At 70.7% G+C, this 15208-nt stretch carries 13 protein-coding genes; 9 read left to right on the top strand and 4 right to left on the bottom strand.

Annotated elements, in window-relative coordinates; translation table 11 throughout:
- The first annotated feature begins 6 nt into the window (after nucleotides 1-6).
- The 3 genes from AC3WSN_RS21005 to AC3WSN_RS20995 all read left to right on the top strand — a co-directional run bounded on the left by AC3WSN_RS21005 (nucleotide 7) and on the right by AC3WSN_RS20995 (nucleotide 3310).
- Nucleotides 7-2259 carry a xanthine dehydrogenase family protein molybdopterin-binding subunit gene (locus AC3WSN_RS21005; RefSeq protein WP_492540523.1) on the top strand — a complete coding sequence of 751 codons (2253 nt, stop codon included), beginning with the start codon at nucleotides 7-9 and terminating at the stop codon, nucleotides 2257-2259.
- 391 nt (nucleotides 2260-2650) lie between these two features.
- Complete coding sequence (locus AC3WSN_RS21000; protein WP_192710761.1) at nucleotides 2651-3088, top strand: EamA family transporter; 438 nt, start codon at nucleotides 2651-2653, stop codon at nucleotides 3086-3088.
- 66 nt (nucleotides 3089-3154) lie between these two features.
- Nucleotides 3155-3310 (top strand): hypothetical protein, encoded by a 156-nt coding sequence (locus AC3WSN_RS20995; protein WP_192710762.1) that lies wholly within the window; start codon nucleotides 3155-3157, stop codon nucleotides 3308-3310.
- 33 nt (nucleotides 3311-3343) lie between these two features.
- Here the strand turns inward: AC3WSN_RS20995 and AC3WSN_RS20990 are convergent, their stop codons facing one another.
- From AC3WSN_RS20990 to AC3WSN_RS20980, 3 genes are all read right to left on the bottom strand, one after another.
- Complete coding sequence (locus AC3WSN_RS20990; RefSeq protein WP_492540521.1) at nucleotides 3344-4024, bottom strand: glutathione S-transferase family protein; 681 nt, start codon at nucleotides 4022-4024, stop codon at nucleotides 3344-3346.
- Between the two features lie 73 nt (nucleotides 4025-4097).
- Nucleotides 4098-5567, bottom strand: coding sequence for a M48 family metalloprotease (locus AC3WSN_RS20985; protein WP_492540519.1), 1470 nt, complete (start codon nucleotides 5565-5567; stop codon nucleotides 4098-4100).
- 5 nt (nucleotides 5568-5572) lie between these two features.
- Nucleotides 5573-6418: a thermonuclease family protein gene (locus AC3WSN_RS20980; RefSeq protein WP_492540517.1), complete on the bottom strand. Its 846-nt coding sequence runs from the start codon at nucleotides 6416-6418 to the stop codon at nucleotides 5573-5575.
- A 574-nt stretch (nucleotides 6419-6992) separates the two neighbouring features.
- Here AC3WSN_RS20980 and AC3WSN_RS20975 point away from each other — a divergent pair.
- From AC3WSN_RS20975 to AC3WSN_RS20960, 4 genes are all read left to right on the top strand, one after another.
- Nucleotides 6993-7400 carry a helix-turn-helix domain-containing protein gene (locus AC3WSN_RS20975; protein ID WP_492540515.1) on the top strand — a complete coding sequence of 136 codons (408 nt, stop codon included), beginning with the start codon at nucleotides 6993-6995 and terminating at the stop codon, nucleotides 7398-7400.
- Nucleotides 7401-7566: 166 nt separating this feature from the next.
- A complete protein-coding gene (metK, locus tag AC3WSN_RS20970; RefSeq protein ID WP_192710767.1) occupies nucleotides 7567-8745 on the top strand; it encodes a methionine adenosyltransferase in 1179 nt (392 codons plus the stop codon).
- A 365-nt stretch (nucleotides 8746-9110) separates the two neighbouring features.
- Nucleotides 9111-9845, top strand: coding sequence for a tRNA (guanine(46)-N(7))-methyltransferase TrmB (gene trmB / locus AC3WSN_RS20965; protein ID WP_492540513.1), 735 nt, complete (start codon nucleotides 9111-9113; stop codon nucleotides 9843-9845).
- Nucleotides 9846-10001: 156 nt separating this feature from the next.
- A complete protein-coding gene (locus AC3WSN_RS20960) occupies nucleotides 10002-11717 on the top strand; it encodes a sensor histidine kinase (protein WP_192710769.1) in 1716 nt (571 codons plus the stop codon).
- Nucleotides 11718-11735: 18 nt separating this feature from the next.
- Here AC3WSN_RS20960 and AC3WSN_RS20955 read toward each other — a convergent pair whose 3' ends face one another.
- On the bottom strand, nucleotides 11736-12557 hold the full coding sequence (locus AC3WSN_RS20955; RefSeq protein WP_492540510.1) for a hypothetical protein: 822 nt from the start codon (nucleotides 12555-12557) through the stop codon (nucleotides 11736-11738).
- Between the two features lie 309 nt (nucleotides 12558-12866).
- Here AC3WSN_RS20955 and AC3WSN_RS20950 point away from each other — a divergent pair, with 309 nt between their 5' ends.
- Both AC3WSN_RS20950 and murJ read left to right on the top strand, forming a co-directional pair.
- On the top strand, nucleotides 12867-13466 hold the full coding sequence (locus AC3WSN_RS20950) for a superoxide dismutase (protein ID WP_020091320.1): 600 nt from the start codon (nucleotides 12867-12869) through the stop codon (nucleotides 13464-13466).
- Nucleotides 13467-13665: 199 nt separating this feature from the next.
- The gene (murJ, locus tag AC3WSN_RS20945; RefSeq protein ID WP_492540508.1) at nucleotides 13666-15192 is read left to right on the top strand and encodes a murein biosynthesis integral membrane protein MurJ; all 1527 of its coding nucleotides are present in this window, start codon (nucleotides 13666-13668) and stop codon (nucleotides 15190-15192) included.
- Nucleotides 15193-15208: the final 16 nt, after the last annotated feature.

The raw sequence follows: 15208 nt of genomic DNA, 5'->3' as shown, positions 1-15208 counted from the left end.
CCCGCCATGACCCAGACCTTCAGCTCCACCGGCCACGACACCTTCGTCGGCAGCCCGCGCAGCCGGATCGACGGCCCCGCCAAGGTGACCGGGCTCGCCAAATACGCGGGCGAGTTCGCGGCGCCCGACCTCGCCTACGGCGTCGTCGTATCGAGTGCGATCGCCAAGGGCCGGATCACGGCCATCGATTCCGCCGCGGCCGAGGCCGTGCCGGGCGTCCTCAAGGTCATCACGCACGAGAATCGGCCGCGCACCGCGTGGCGGGACAAGAACTTCCAGGATCAGGTGGCGCCCCCTGGCTCGCCGTTCCGCGCCCTCTACGACGACCTGATCGTGTTCAGCGGCCAGCCGGTCGCCCTGGTGGTGGCCGAGGATTTCGAGACCGCGCGCTACGCCGCCTCCCTGGTGCGGGTGAGCTACGAGACCCAGGAGCCCGGGACCGATCTGGGGGCCCTGCGTGGCACCGCCTACGAGCCGCCCTACAAGCGCACGGGCATCAAGCCGCCGCCGGAGCCCTGGGGCGACGCCGACCAGGCCTTCGGCAGCGCGCCGATCCGCGTCCAGGGCGCCTACAGCCTCGCCGACGAGCACCACAACCCGATGGAGCCGCACGCCTCCACGGTGGTGGTGGAACAGGACGGCACCTACACGGTCTACGACAAGATTCAGGGCGTCTCGAACAGCCACCAGTACTTGACCAACGTGTTCGGCCTGAAGCCCGATCACGTGCGGGTGCTCAACCCATATCTGGGCGGCGGCTTTGGCTCGGGCCTGCGCCCGCAATACCAGCTGTTCCTGGCGATGCTGGCCGCTCAGGAGCTGAAGCGTTCGGTCCGCGTGACCCTGACTCGCGACCAGCTGTGGAGCTTCACCTACCGGTCCGAGGCGCTGCAGACGATCGCGCTGGGCGCCGAGCCGGACGGCACGCTGACGGCGCTCCGGCACGACGCCGTCCAGGGCACCTCGCAATACGAGGATTACCAGGAGGTCGTCGTCAACTGGTCGGGCGTCCTCTACCGGTGCGACAACGTCGCCCTGGGCTACCGGCTGGTGAAGCTCGACACGCCGACCCCCGGCGACATGCGCGCCCCCGGCGCGGTCACCGGCGTCTTCGCCATCGAGACCGCGATGGACGAACTCGCCTACGCGACCGGGCTCGATCCGATCGCCCTGCGGCTGAAGAACTACGCCGAATCCGACGCCACCGCGAAGGGCAAGCCGTTCGGCTCGAAGGAGCTGCGCCGCTGCTTCGAACTCGGCGCCGAGCGCTTCGGCTGGGCCAAGCGCAACCCCGAGCCGCGCGCCACGCGCGAGGGGCGGGAGCTGGTCGGCTGGGGCGTGGCCACCGGCATCTGGGAATCGATGATGATGCAGTCGAACGCCATCGCGACACTGACGCCCGACGGCCGGCTGACGGTGGGCAATTCAACCGGCGATATCGGCACCGGCACCTACACGATCCTCACCCAGATCGCCGCCGACACCCTCGGCCTGCCGATGGATGCGGTCACCACCAAGCTCGGCGACACCCGTCTGCCGGAAGCCCCGGTCGCGGGCGGATCCTGGACCGCGGCCTCCTCGGGCACCGCCGTGATGAAGGCGTGCCGCAACGTCGGCGCGCAGGTGTTCAAGCTCGCCCGCGGCCTAGAGAACTCGCCGCTCGCCAACGTCGATTTCGACCGGGCGGTGTTCTCGGATGGGCGCATCTCGGTGGCGGGCGATCCGAGCCGCAGCGTCTCGCTGATTGAGGTGCTGCAGGCCGCGGGCGTCGACAAGGTCGAGGCCGTCGAGGAGGCCGGGCCCGACAAGGACTTCAATCAGAAATACGAGGCCTACACCCACTCGGCGATCTTCGTGGAGGTGAAGGTCGACGAGGAACTGGGGCAGGTTCGGGTCACCCGGGTCGTCTCGGCGATCGCGGCCGGCAAGGTGCTGAACCCGAAGACCGCGCGCAGCCAGATCCTCGGCGGCGTGGTGATGGGGATCGGCTCGGCGCTGGAGGAGGAGTCGATGCTCGACCACCGCATCGGCCGGTTCATGAACCACAATCTCGGGGAGTACCATGTGCCGGTGAATGCCGACATCTACGACATCGACGTCATCTTCGTGGACGAGGAGGACAAGGCGAACCCGTTGGGCGTGAAGGGGCTCGGCGAGATCGGCATCGTCGGCGTCGCGGCGGCGATCACCAACGCGGTGTTCCACGCGACCGGCAAGCGGGTGCGCCACCTGCCGATCACCCCCGACAAGCTCCTGTGAACGGTGAATGTTTCACGGGAAACATTTACGGTCCGGCAAGGAGTCGATTGAAGGAGAGCCGCTGCGCCGGGCGTGCGGCGGCTCTTCTGCCTGAGAGAGGATCTACCGGGCCGCACCGGGCCGCTCCGTCATCGCGAGCGTAGCGAAGCGACCCGGCGCCGCGCACGTTCCCTTACGCTCGGTACACGATAGGGCCCGATGAGGGTGGCTCCCACCTGCGACCTCATCCTGAGGTGCGGCGAAGCCGCCTCGAAGGAGGGCTCCAGCCAGATGCGCGATCCCTGGAGGGCTCCTTCAAGGCCTGCGCTGCGCTCCGGCGCCTCAGGATGAGGGCGCGGATTGGACGGCCAGTCTGAGCCTTCCAAGAATTGAGAGGCGATCTGAGACTTCCGTGAGCCATCTGCTGCAATCCTGGCGCTTCTGGGCGCTCGCCGCCGCTGGCTTCGCGGCGCTCACCGCGATTCTCGCCAAGGTCGGTGTCTCGGGCGTGCAGTCGGATGTCGCGACCCTGGTCCGCACCGCCGTGATCCTGGTCTTCGCCGGGGCGATCGTCGTCGGCTCCGGTCAGTCTGGGAGTCTCGCGCAGATCTCCGGCCGCAGCCTCGTCTTTCTGGTCCTGTCGGGCCTCGCCACCGGGGCGTCGTGGCTGTGCTACTTCCGGGCGCTGTCGCTCGGCGACGCCGCCCGGGTCGCGCCGCTCGACAAGCTCAGCGTCGTGCTGGTGGCGTTCCTCGGCGCCGGCCTGCTCGGCGAGACCCTGAGCCTCGCGGCTTGGGCGGGCGTCGCGCTGATCGCCGCCGGGGCCGCGCTCGTCGCCTCGGGCTGGTGAGGTGGCGCACCGATCCGTTAACCCGATCGGCGCATCCTAACGGTCCCTCGTATACAGGGGACCGCCATGGATTGGGTCTACCGCGGCTTCGAGACCTCGCTTCTCGGTCTCGCCCTCTGCCTCGGCTTCGCCGCCTGCCTGACGCTCGGGACCGAGCGGATGCCGCCCGGCACGCTCTCCGTCACCCTGCCGATGCTCACGGTGACCGCTCCCGCGCCCTGAGGCCGGGAGCGATCGGATCGCGCTGGCGCCGGCTCAGGCGGCGCTGCGCGTGGCGGGAAACATGATGCTCCGGGCCTCCGCATCCATCTCGGCCTTGAATGCGTGGCGGCCCTTCAGCGCCTCGGCGGCCTGGGCGGCGGGCCGGGCATTGATCGTGTCGAGCAGGCGCTTCACGTTCGGCAGCGCCGCGAAGGCGGTCTCGCCCAGCACGAACGGCACCATCCGGGCCCAGCCCCACACCGCCATGTCGACGATCGTGTAGGTGTCGCCGAGCACGTAGGTGCGGTCGGCGAGCCGCTGGTCGAGGATGCCCCAGTGCCGGCGCGCCTCGAAGGTGTAGCGCTCCGTGGCGTAGGCGCCGCCGTCCTGCGCGAAGTGGCGGAAATGGACGCATTGGCCGGAGAACGGCCCGATGCCGGTCGCCACGAACATCAGCCAGGACAGCATCTCGCCGCGCACCGGCTCGCCCTCGGGCAGGAACTGGCCGGTCTTCCCGGCGAGGTAGAGCAGGATCGCATTCGAATCGAACACCGTCACGTCGCCGTCGACGATCGCCGGCACCTTCCCGTTCGGGTTGATCGCCGTGTAGGCGGGGTCGAATTGCGCGCCCTGGCGGGTGTCCACCGGCACCGTCTCGTAGGGCAGGCCCATCTCCTCGAGACAGAGGGCGACCTTCATGGGGTTGGGGCTGAGATTGTAGTAGAATCGAATCACGGGGCTCTCCCTGAACGACCTCAGCAGGATCGCCGGGGCCACGCTCGGCACAAGCCGCGGCGGCGCAAGGCGGCTATTCCGCCACGATCTTGTAGCTGCGGCCCGGGACCAGCTGCGCCCCCCGCTCCAGGCCGTTGAGCACGAGGAACCGGTCGAGCGCCCGGTCCGGCACCGTCATGCGACGGGCGAGGTCCTCGGCGCTGGTCGAGGTCGCCTGCACCACCTGCAGCCGCAGCGGGCGCAGGACCATCTCGTCCGGCGACACGGCGACCAGGGTCGCAGTCCAGCGGCGGAAGGCCGGATCGGGATCGGTCGCGCCCTTGGCGGCCATGATCATCCGGTAGGTCGAATCGCCGATCCGGATGGCGGCGAGGCGGAAGGTCCAGTCCTTCCCGCGCGACAGCGCGAAGGCCGCCGGGTGGCCGGCAACCTCCCGGGTCTCGAAGCCGGCCGGGTCGAAGGCGTCGTTCCAGCTCGCCTTCAGCACCGCGTCGAGGGGCTGCCCCTCCTTCGCGTCGATCTGGTCGAACAGCAGGCGGCGGCTGCCGTCCGGGATCGTGCCGAGCACGGCCGAGCGCGTGTTCTCCAGGGTGAAGCCCTCCGGCACCTCGAAGGCGATGCCGAGGCCGGGATGGATGAAGCGGTGGCCGCGCACGGCGCCGTCGCGCGGATTGTCGCCGTAGGCGAGACCGTCCACGGCGGCGAGGTAGGACGCGCGGTCGTCGGTGCCGATGCCCGGCGCGCCGATGCGTCGGGCCGCCCGGGTGACCTGGGTGATGCGCTCGGCCGTCCCCGGATGAGTCGCCAGCATGTCGGGCTCGGTGGCGCTGCCCGCCTTCAGGCCGGTCGAGCGGTTGAGCGCGGTGAGGAACCGGCCGGCCGCGAACGGGTCGTAGCCGGCCTTGGCGAGGGTGCGCACGCCGGTGGCGTCCGCCTCCAGCTCCTGTTCGCGGGAGAAGCGCGCCAGCGCGAAGCGCGACTGGTGCTGCAGCTGGGCGCCGGTATCGGGGTCGTTCAGCACGTCGGCCACGACGCGGCTGACGAGGGCCGAGCGCAGCTCCAGCTCGCTCCGAGCCGTGGCGTGGCTGAGGGTCACGTGGGCCATCTCGTGCGCCAGCACGGCCGCCACCTCGGAAGTGTCGCTCGCCAGCGCCACCAGCCCGCGGGTCGCGTAGAGCCGCCCGTTCGGCAGCGCGAAGGCGTTGACCACCGGCGAATCGAGGAGCGTCACCACGTAGGCCTGGTCGGGACGGTCGCTCGCCTTTACGAGGCGATCGGTCACCTCGGTGAGCATCCGCGTCACGTTCGGGGCACGTGCCTCGCCGCCGAAGGAGGCCACCAGCTTGAGGTGGTCGGCATCCGCGACGCGCTCGCGGCCGGTGGTGCGCGGCGCCTCCGCGGGCACCCGCACGACGGCCGGCCGCACGGTCGCCTCCGTCTGATCGGCCACGCAGGCGCCGAGCAGCGTGGCCAGGGCACAGAGTGCCACAGCGCCGAGCGGGGCATGGCCCGCCCACCGAAATCGCTCCGTGATCCCGCCCATCGCGATCAGCGCCGCAGCCCCCGTTCCCCCTCCGGCCCGGCCTCCGGCCGGTCCGCCTCGTCCAGGACCTCGATGGCGTCGGCCGCGGCTTCCAGAATCGGACCGCGCCAGACCTCCAGAACGCCGCGCACGCGCACGGACCGGCCCTCGAGCGAGGCCGCACTCAAACCACGGGCGCGCACCATTCGCCAAGTGCGTTTCGATACGGTGACCGTCAACGCGTCCGCGCCGCGGGCGCCGAAATCGAGATACGTCCGGGCGCCGCGCTCGCCGACATGGCGCACGCGGCCTTCCACGACGGCGAAGCGCCCCGACGCGATTCGGAGCGCCGCGCCGTCGGTCGCCGACAGGACGGGCCCGCGCCACAGGCCGAGCCCGCGCGTCCGCGCGGAAGCTTCCAGCAGGCGCAACGCCGGACGGCAGAGCAGATCGGCCTCGTTCGCGTCCGCGAAGGCGAGGCCCGCCGCGATGAGGCCGCCGGCCAGGTCGTCGTCATCCCCGACCTGGATGTCGGCCCGCTCTCGACCCCAGCGGTCGGGCTCGCCGCGCGGGATGACGGTGAGACGCGCGCCCCGACGCGCGTCGAGCCAGACCTGCGCCTCCCCGGCGAGGTCGGACGCCTCGGGCCAGCGCAGGGAATCCAGGATCACGCGGGCGCCGGATGCCAGACGAATCTCCCCGCGCGGCCCGACCCCGTCCAGGACCTCCAGCCGCGCCGGCCCTGCCAGACACGCCGCGACCCCGGTTCGGCCGGCCGCCTGGGCCGGCGCGATCCCGAGCACCGCCATCACGAGCGCCGCTGCCGGCGCCGTCCGGTCCCACCGCTCCGCGAACCCCACTGTCCCGATCATCGAATCCCCGGGCGCATCATGCTCCGGGACTGCGTCCTGTCCACCGGGCGCGGTTGGCCTCAAGCGGGGAGGGTGCTATGGAAACCGCGGTTGTCTCCGTAGCTCAGCTGGACAGAGCACAGGTTTCCTAAACAGGTTGAATTGGGCGTCGCACCGGGAAACCGCGCGGCGGATCCGCTCAAAGTCGGGGAAAGCTTCAGGCACCTGCGCTTCGGCGTTCGGAGCCCTGCCGATCCCGAGCCAAGCCCGCGCGGCGCGCCTGCGTCCTTCGGGAAGGTGTAGAGACTAGACGGGCGGCACCTAACGGTCGGGCACAGGTCCGACCCATGGTGAAGGGATAGTCCAGGCCACGAACGCGACCCCCGGGCCGCGGCGGCGAAAGTCGAAGTGGTATGAAACCTGGGGTCGCAGGTTCGAGCCCTGCCGGGGACGCCAAGATTTTGCCCGCCTGCGTGGTGCGTCCTCTCGCGGCGCGCAAATCGTTCACTGTGTCGCGTGCCTCCCGGTGACAAGATCCTGGGGCCGCGCTAAGCTTTGCTGCCGGGAATCATGGCAGGGGGTGGACGAGCTCTTCATGGCGGGTCAGAAAACCGATCAGCGCGACGTCTATGTCGGGCAACGCATCGCCGAGCAGCGACGCAAGGCGTCCCTCACGCAACGTCGCGTCGCGCAGAGCTTCGGTATGTCTGCAGCTCAGCTCCAGAAGTACGAGAAGGGCACGAACCGAATCAGTGCCGTTCACCTCGACATCTTCTCCCGGATGACCGGCGTCCCGATGGATTACTTCTTCAAGGGCATGCCGCGGACCGACGACTTCATCGCGCCGGGCTTCGCCGAGCAGGAGCAATCCGCTTTGTCCGAAGGCGGGCTGAAGCGGCTGGCCGAGGTCGTGGGCCGGCACATCACCGAGAATTTTTCCGAGGAAGCCCGGCGCGACGTCGCCGATGCCATCCGGACGCTGGAGAGCAAGCTCGGCAGCTGATGATAACGGGCGCGCGGCGGACGGTTTGTAATCCGTATCGTCCGTTTTAGCGGATCCGTTCGTTCGGTCATCTTGACCATGCTCGGAGCCGGTGCGAGAACCCCGGTCCCATGAAGGGTCAAACGCCGCAATCGCAACGGCGTACCTCTCGAGCCGAGGCCGTCCGATGCCGCGTTCCAACTACCTGTTCACCAGCGAGTCCGTCTCCGAGGGGCACCCGGACAAGGTCTGCGACAGGATCTCGGACACCGTGGTCGATGCCTATCTTTCGGCGATGCCGGAGGCGCGGCTCGGCGTCGAGACGCTCGCCACCACCAACCGTATCGTCATCGCCGGTGAGGTGCGCGGCCCTGACTCGGTGACCTTCAAGGACCTCGAGGCCCTGACCCGCGAGGCCGTGAAGGACATCGGCTACGAGCAGTCCGGCTTCCACTGGAAGAACAACGACGTCGCCATCCACCTGCACGCCCAGTCGGCCGACATCGCCCAGGGCGTGGATGCCGCCGGCAACAAGGACGAAGGCGCGGGCGACCAGGGCATCATGTTCGGCTACGCGGCCGACGAGACCCCCGAACTGATGCCGGCGCCGATCTTCTACGCGCACAAGATCCTCAAGGACCTCGCCGACGCCCGCAAGGCGAAGCAGGGCGACGCCGCCAAGCTCGGTCCCGACGCCAAGAGCCAGGTCACGGTCCGCTACGAGAACGGCCGCCCGGTCGAGGTCACCCAGATCGTGCTCTCGACCCAGCACCTCGACGAGTCCCTGGACTCGGCCGACGTGCGCGCCATCGTCGAGCCGTACATCCGCAAGGCCCTGCCGCAGGGCTGGGTCAACGAAGGCACGGTCTGGCACGTCAACCCGACCGGCAAGTTCGTGATCGGCGGCCCGGACGGCGATGCCGGCCTCACCGGCCGCAAGATCATCGTCGACACCTACGGCGGTGCGGCCCCCCACGGCGGCGGCGCCTTCTCGGGCAAGGACCCGACCAAGGTCGACCGCTCGGCGGCCTATGCGGCGCGCTATCTCGCCAAGAACGTCGTCGCCGCGGGCTTGGCCCGTCGCGCCACGATCCAGCTCGCCTACGCGATCGGCGTGTCGAAGCCGCTGTCGATCTATGTCGACCTGCACGGCACCGGCACGGTGGACGAGGCCAAGCTCGAGAGCGTCCTGATGGACGCCATCGACCTGTCGCCCCGCGGCATCCGCACGGCGCTCAGCCTCAACAAGCCGATCTACGCGCGCACCTCCGCCTACGGCCATTTCGGCCGCGCGCCGGAGGCCGATGGCGGCTTCTCCTGGGAGCGGACCGACCTCGCCGACAAGCTGAAATCGGCCCTCGCCTGAGGGCAGCGCCGCGCTGCGTGACCCTGGACCTGCGCGGCAGGTCCGGGTCCTCGAAGAACGAAGCGCCGGCTCGCGGCCGGCGTGACGCAGGTTCAGCGTAGGCGGGGCGTCCCGTCTCCGGGCGACGCCAACAGCGCGGACAGCCACCCCGTCATCCCGGGGCCGCGCAGCGGAGCCCGGGATCCGGACGCGCCGATACGCCACGATCGGGCACAATCTGCGGGTCTGGCTTGCCCGCCTCCGGCGTGCCCCTCCGGGTCCGGGCTCGCCTGCGGCGGCCCCGGAACGACGGCGCGGGTTGCCGTCCCGTGCGGCGGAGACGCCCGCTTCCGGATCTGAGATCCCTTCGACGTAACACCGTGCCCATGTCAGACATCCCTGGACGCTCGCCCGACACGGCCGAGGAGCCGGAGCGCGCCTTCTTCGGGCGGCGCAAGGGCAAGCGCCTGCGCGGCCAGCAGGAGCGGCGGAGGGCGGAGCTGCTGCCGGCCCTGCGCATCGTCCTGCCGGAGAACGACGCGCCGCTCGATCCGCGCACGCTCTTCCCGGCCCTGCCGAGCCCGCCGGACGCGGTCTGGCTGGAGATCGGCTTCGGCGGCGGCGAACACCTCGCGGCCCAGGCCGCGGCGCATCCCGACATCGGCTTCATCGGGGCCGAGCCGTTCGTCAACGGCGTGGTGAAGCTGCTCGCCGCCATCGAGGAGCGGGGGCTGCGCAACGTCCGCATCCGCGACGAGGATGTCACCGCCCTGCTGGCGCGCCTGCCGGATGCCAGCCTGGAGCGGGTCTACCTGCTCTATCCTGATCCCTGGCCCAAGCGGCGCCAGCGCAAGCGCCGGTTCGTCTCGGACGCGTCGCTCGCCGAGATCGGCCGCGTCCTGAAGGATGGCGGCCTGTTCCGCTTCGCCAGCGACATCGACGACTACGCCGGCTGGACCCTGGCGCGAGCCGCGCGCTGCCCGGTCCTGACCTGGACCGCGCGGGGTGCGCCGGACTGGACGCAGCCCTTCCCGGGCTGGCTCGGGACGCGCTACGAGGCCAAGGCGCTGGAGGCGGGCCGGCGGCCGACCTACCTGGAATTTTCGCGGGTCCCGCGCTGAGTTCGTGCGGGCAGGTCGCCGCAGGCCTTGCGGGCGCGCCTTGCAACAGTCACGCTCGGACGCCATCCTGAGAAGCCGGTGTGGTCGACGATCGTGCCGGGGAGGGGGCGTATCGCTGACGGGACCGCGCCACGGCGCGTTCGAGGATCTATCCGCGTGAACGAGACGGTGGGGCAGGGCCCGGCGCCGGGCGACCCGTATCGCACCGGCTTCGACGAGGCCGCGATCGGCCTCATCGTGCTATCGGCGGATGAGACCCTGATCGTGGCTGCCAACCGGGCCTTGCACGATCTCCTCGGCTGGGCGCCGGGCACGTTGGCCGGGCACGCGACGGCCGAGCTTCTGAACGAAGGCCCCGGAGGCCTCCGCGACGGCCTTCAGTTCTGGAAGCGCGCGGACGGCAGCGCCCTCGACGTCCGCGTCCGGCGCACAGGCACGACGCTCGTGGTCGAGCCCGTCGACGTGGATGCGGCGGCGCATTCCGAGGCGAACCGCGAGGCCCTCGCGGCCGCCGGCCTCGGGGAGTGGCGCTGGGACCGGGCGACGGGCCTTCTCACCTTGTCGCGCCGCGCCGCGCGGATCCTGGGCCGTCCGCCGGGACGCTCCGTGTCGTGGGCGGAACTGAAGACTGGCCTGTCGCAGGCGGAGCTCGTGCGCCTGAGCACGGTCGCCGCGGCGGCCGGCAAGAGCGGCGAGCCCTACCAGTTCGACACGCCGACGACGGTCGCCGGGCGGACGGTGATCCTGCGGGTGCGGGGCCAGGCCGTGCCGGGTCCCGATGGCGAGCCGGTCAGCATGGTCGGCGTCATCCAGGACATCACGACCCGGGTCGAGGCGCGAGACGAGATCCTGTCCCGCGACCAGCGCCTGCGCGTGGCGACGACGATCGCCAAGCTCGGCATCTTCGAGTGGCACATGCTCGAGGACCAGGCGATCTGGGAGAACGAGCACATGTACGAGATCTTCGGGCACGCGCCCGAGGACGGCACGATCGGCAAGAACGAGTTCCTCAACGACATCCTCCACCCGGACGACCGCCCCGCGGTCCGTCGGGCGATCTCTCAGGCGCTGCGGGAGGATGGGGACCTGCACATCAGCGGGCGCATCCGGCGCAAGTCCGACGGGGCCTGGCGCCGGATCGACATGGCCGGCCGATTCGAGCGCGACGCGCCCGGCCGGCTGCCGCGCCGCCTGATCGGCGTGGTCGCGGATGTGACGGACCGGCGCCTCGCCGAGGAACGGCAGAGCCTCCTGATCCGCGAGTTGCACCACCGGGTGAAGAACACGCTGGCCACCGTGCAGGCGATCGTGGGCTCGACCGCGCGGACCGCGTCCAGCATCGAGAGCTTCTACGAGGCGTTCGTCGGGCGCATCAAATCCCTGGCCCACACCCATTCGGTCCTCACCGAGGCCACGTGGCAGACGGCCTCGCTCGAAAACCTCCTGCTCAACGAGCTGAAGCCCTATGCCGAGGTCGACTCGGACGGAGGCGCCGAGGGCCGCATCTCTCTGGAAGGGCCGGCCATCGATCTGCCGTCCGAGATCGCGGTGCCGATCGGGATGGCGATCCACGAACTCACCACCAACGCCGCGAAATACGGGGCGCTCTCCAACCGCACCGGGCGGGTCGCGGTGGCCTGGTCGCTCGAGCCCGGCGGGCCGGCCGGGATGCTGCGCTTCTCCTGGCGCGAGAGCGGCGGCCCCCCGGTCGAGCCGCCGAACCGCCAGGGCTTCGGATCGCGCCTGCTGCAGCGGGTCCTGATTGCGCAGGTCCAGGCCGAGGTGACGACCGACTACGCGCCCGGCGGCTTCTCCCTGACCATGCGGGCCCCGATCCCGCCGCGCAACGAAAGCCTCAACCCGCTGGTCTGAGGGGCCTGCGGCCGGCCGTCAGGCGGCGCCCCGGGCCCCGGATTCGCCGCCGCCGTCCACGAAGGCCTTCAGCTCGTCGAGCGACGCGAACGTGAAGCGTCCCCGCGGCGTCTCCGCCTCGATCGAGCCGTCCTCGAACATCACGTAGGTGTTGCCGCCCGAGGCATAGCGCCCGACGACGGTCCGCGTCTCCGGCTTCGGGTCCGGCTCCGGAACCGTGTCGAGGCTCGGGCGCAGGGACGGCGGCGCGTCCTTGGGCTCCGGCGGTTCCTCGGGGGCGGCGAACAGATCGTCCTCGGGGGCGATCACGCGCGCGGGTTGCGGCGCCTCCGGCCTGGGCTCGGGCTCGAGGGCCGGCTCATCGCGTGTGACGGGCGGAATCGGGAAAAGCGGGGTCGGCTCGGGCTCGACAGCCTTCGGCGGCTCGGCCGCGAGCGGTACGGACGCCGGTGCGGCGATCTCGTCCGCCCGGAGTTCCAGGCTCGGCTCGATGCGCGGCCGCTCGGGATCGAACGGCGGCTCGACCACCGACGGCACGATGAAGGTCGGGGCGGCGGGCAGGACGGGCGGGAGCCGGGTCCGGCTGTCGTCCGCGGACGCGGCTCCGGCCGCGTCCCGACCCGCGGAGGCCGGGACCCGCCCGATCGCCCGCTCGACCCGCCGGAAGGCGAGGGCGAGCACGCCGAGCCCGAGCAGCACCGCACCCGAGGACGCCGCCACCGAGCCCGCGATCACCATCGCGAGGCCGCTCTCCAGACGGACATACGGGAAGCCTTGGATCACGGCGGCGCAGCCCCCGATGATCATGGCGGCGGCGAGCGCGAACAGCGCAGCGATCATGATACTCTCTGGCACGGGCCGGCTCACCGCCGGCGCTCAAAGCATGGCGCACAGTAAGGCCTAGCCGTCATATTGCAAAATTAAGCGGCGAAATTGTTCGGGATACCGGACTATCTCGGTTGTCCGTGTGCGGCCGCGGCGCACCCCGTCCCGTCGCGCCGATATCATCCTCGCGTCATCCCCGGAACTTCGCGCGCCGTCGGGCCGGAACGGCGTTGCCGTCTTGCGGCCCTCGACTTACCTAGCGAACTCTCGACTCGGGAGCCCCGCCGGGGGCGAGACCGTCCCCAGCCAAGCGGAGAAGACGCGATGACCTTCACCCTGCCGGAACTGCCCTACGCGTACGATGCCCTCGGGCCGTACATGTCCAAGGAGACCCTCGAGTTTCACCACGACAAGCACCACAAGGCCTATGTCGATACGGGCAACAAGCTGCTCGAGGGCACGGATCTTCAGGGCAAGAGCGTCGAGGAGATCGTCAAGGCCGCCTACAACACCAATCAGCCGCTCTTCAACAACGCCGGCCAGCACTACAACCACATCCACTTCTGGCAGTGGATGAAGCCGAATGGCGGCGGCGCGATCCCGGGCGCGCTCGCCAAGAAGATCGACGAGGATCTCGGCGGCGCCGAGAAGTTCAAGGCGGACTTCATCCAGGCGGGCGTCGGCCAGTTCGGCTCGGGCTGGGCCTGGCTCGCCGTCAAGGACGGCAAGCTCGCGATCATGAAGACCCCCAACGGCGAGAACCCGCTGGTGCACGGCGCGAAGCCGATCCTCGGCGTCGACGTGTGGGAGCACTCCTACTACATCGACTACCGCAACCGGCGGCCCGACTACCTCAAGGCGTTCATCGAGAACCTCGTGAACTGGGAGCACGTGGAGAAGATGTACGCCGAGGCGACCCGCTGAGGCGTTTTCCCGGTGCCGCGGGCTTTGTGTCCGCGGCACCCTTGAGGTGGCGGCTGAAACCGGCTCTTGATGCGCCCGACGCCGGATGACCCGGTGCAAAGGGTCCGGCCATTTCCCTTCCAGCGACATCCGCGACATTCCCGAGGCGCGCCGCCCCGCCCCCGCGGTGGGAGACACCGTCCCGGCAGCGCGCGGAACCATGATCCGCTCCATCCTGTCCGTCGGCGGCTGGACGCTGGTCTCGCGCGTCACCGGCTTCGCCCGCGACGTGGTGATGGCCGCCGTGATGGGCGCCGGGCCCATGGCCGACGCCTTCGTGGTGGCGTTCCGGCTGCCGAACCATTTCCGCGCGATCTTCGGCGAGGGCGCGTTCAACACCGCCTTCGTGCCGGCCTATGCCGGCCTCGCCGAGGCGGGCGCCCCGGGGGACGCGCACCGGTTCGCCGACCGGGTCTTCACCCTGATGCTGATCGTGCAGCTCGTGCTGCTCAACCTCGCCCTGCCGGCGATGCCCTGGGTCGTCCATGCCCTGGCGCCGGGCTTCGCGGAGGATGGCGAGCGCTTCCAGCTCGCGGTGGCGCTGACCCGCATCACCTTCCCGTACCTGCTGTTCATGACGCTGGTGACGCTGCTGTCGGGCATCCTCAACGCCCACCGGCACTTCGCGGTGGCGGCGGGCGCCCCGATCCTGCTCAACCTCGCCATGCTGGCGGCCTTGGGCCTGAGCTTCCTGTTCCCGAACGCCGCCTACGCGGCCGCCTGGGGTGTCGCCGTCTCGGGGGTGCTGCAGTTCGGCCTGCTGTGGTGGGGCTGCCGCCGGGTCCGCGTGATGCCGGATCTCGCCGTGCCGCGGCTCGACCCAACGCTGAAACGCTTCTTCGCGGTGCTCGGGCCGGCCGTGATCGGCTCGGCCGGGTTCCAGATCGCGGCCTTCGCCGACACGATCATCGCGAGCTGGCTGCCGACCGGCGCGGTCTCGGCGCTCTACTACGCGGACCGGCTCTACCAGCTGCCCTTCGGCGTCATCGCCATCGCGGCCGGGACCGTGCTGCTGCCCGAGATGAGCCGCCGGATCGCCGCCGGCGACGTCGCCGGCGCCCATGCGGCGCAGAACCGGGCGGCGGGCTTCTCGCTCGCCCTGTCGGCGCCGTTCACCGTCGCGTTCCTGACCATCCCGGGCCTGATCATGGCGGCCCTGTTCCAGCGCGGGGCGTTCAGCGCCGAGGATTCGGCCCGGGCCGCCGCGGTGCTGGCGGCCTACGGGTTTGCGCTCCCGGCCGTGGTGCTGGTGCGCAGCGCCGTGGCGAGCTTTTATGCCCGCCAGGATACCAAGACCCCGCTTTGGGCCTCGCTCACGGCGATCGGCGTCAACGTCGCGCTCAAGCTCTGGCTCACGGGCCCCTACGGCGTCACCGGCCTGGCGCTCGCCACCGCGGTGAGCCAGTGGGTCAACCTGCTGCTGCTGCTCGTCCTGGCCAAGCGCCGGAACTGGACGGCGCCGGGACGCACCCTGGGCCTGACCGTCGCGGGTGTCCTGCTCGCCTGCCTGGGGCTCGCCGCTGTCGCCGTCTACGGCCAGGGGATCGCCGAGGCCCTGGTGCCGGACCTGCCGCACGGACGGGAGATCGTGGTGCTCGCGGTGCTCGGAATGGCCGGCGCAGCGGTCTATGGCGGCCTGCTGGCGGGCCTGCTGCACCTGTTCGGCCTGCGCCTGCGCCGGGCCTGAGAGGACCGGTCCGGGC

The organism is Methylobacterium sp. FW102-HT35C08 (genome assembly GCF_058790235.1).
Note: the sequence above shows the minus strand (reverse complement) of the source record. Positions and strands in the feature narration are given on the sequence as shown.

Coding starts and splice junctions, on each gene's coding strand:
- AC3WSN_RS21005 (WP_492540523.1), top strand. CDS start 7: ATGACCCAGACCTTCAGCTCCACCGGCCACGACACCTTCGTCGGCAGC.
- AC3WSN_RS20995 (WP_192710762.1), top strand. CDS start 3,155: ATGGATTGGGTCTACCGCGGCTTCGAGACCTCGCTTCTCGGTCTCGCC.
- AC3WSN_RS20985 (WP_492540519.1), bottom strand. CDS start 5,567: ATGGGCGGGATCACGGAGCGATTTCGGTGGGCGGGCCATGCCCCGCTC.
- AC3WSN_RS20980 (WP_492540517.1), bottom strand. CDS start 6,418: ATGATCGGGACAGTGGGGTTCGCGGAGCGGTGGGACCGGACGGCGCCG.
- AC3WSN_RS20975 (WP_492540515.1), top strand. CDS start 6,993: ATGGCGGGTCAGAAAACCGATCAGCGCGACGTCTATGTCGGGCAACGC.
- metK (WP_192710767.1), top strand. CDS start 7,567: ATGCCGCGTTCCAACTACCTGTTCACCAGCGAGTCCGTCTCCGAGGGG.
- trmB (WP_492540513.1), top strand. CDS start 9,111: ATGTCAGACATCCCTGGACGCTCGCCCGACACGGCCGAGGAGCCGGAG.
- AC3WSN_RS20955 (WP_492540510.1), bottom strand. CDS start 12,557: ATGATCGCTGCGCTGTTCGCGCTCGCCGCCGCCATGATCATCGGGGGC.
- AC3WSN_RS20950 (WP_020091320.1), top strand. CDS start 12,867: ATGACCTTCACCCTGCCGGAACTGCCCTACGCGTACGATGCCCTCGGG.
- murJ (WP_492540508.1), top strand. CDS start 13,666: ATGATCCGCTCCATCCTGTCCGTCGGCGGCTGGACGCTGGTCTCGCGC.